Here is an 831-nt window from a genome sequence, read left to right as displayed (position 1 = left end):
GCGCTGACGCGCCGATCCACCTTCCCCCACAAGGGGGGAAGGCAAGGGCGTTCCGCTGTATGCGGCGCTTGCGCCTCTTTCTTTGCGGCCATCCTTCGCGTAAGGCGCCGGGCAAATCCTTTCACGCAAGCATATAGCCCGGACACCGCATGATCAGACTTGAAAGCATCAGCAAGCAGAACGGCCGTCAGCTTGTCTTCATCGAAGCGTCGGCCTCCCTGCAGAAGGGCGAGAAGGTCGGCCTCGTCGGGCCGAACGGCGCCGGCAAGACGACGCTGTTTCGCATGATCACCGGGCAGGAGCAGCCCGACGAAGGCCAGGTGCAGGTCGATCGCGGCGTCACCATCGGCTATTTCAGCCAGGATGTGGGCGACATGGAAGGCCACAGCGCTGTCGCCGAAGTGATGAACGGCGCCGGGCCTGTCAGCGAAGTCGCGGCCGAAATGGCAGCCCTCGAGGCGGCCATGGCCGATCCCGAGCAGGCCGACCAGATGGACGAGATCATCGAAAAATATGGCGAGGCGCAGCACCGCTTCGAGGAACTCGACGGTTATGCGCTGGATGGCCGCGCCCGCGAAGTGCTGGACGGTCTCGGCTTTTCGCAGGAGATGATGGACGGCGATGTCGGAAAGCTTTCCGGCGGCTGGAAGATGCGCGTGGCGCTGGCCCGCATCCTGCTGATGCGGCCCGACGCCATGCTGCTCGATGAGCCGTCGAACCATCTCGACCTGGAAAGCCTGATCTGGCTGGAATCCTTCCTGAAAAACTATGACGGCGCGCTGCTGATGACCTCGCACGATCGCGAGTTCATGAACCGCATCGTCAACAAGG

Annotated in this window: 1 protein-coding gene; it reads left to right on the top strand. The window is 62.9% G+C overall.

Going from position 1 to position 831, the window contains the following annotated elements:
• Positions 1 to 149: 149 nt before the first annotated feature.
• The coding region (locus EOD15_RS34965) for an ATP-binding cassette domain-containing protein (RefSeq protein WP_148129839.1) at positions 150 to 831 on the top strand (682 nt) is incomplete at its 3' end.

Source organism: Mesorhizobium sp. M7A.T.Ca.US.000.02.2.1, assembly GCF_003996995.1.
GTDB lineage: Bacteria > Pseudomonadota > Alphaproteobacteria > Rhizobiales > Rhizobiaceae > Mesorhizobium.
Note: the sequence above shows the minus strand (reverse complement) of the source record. Positions and strands in the feature narration are given on the sequence as shown.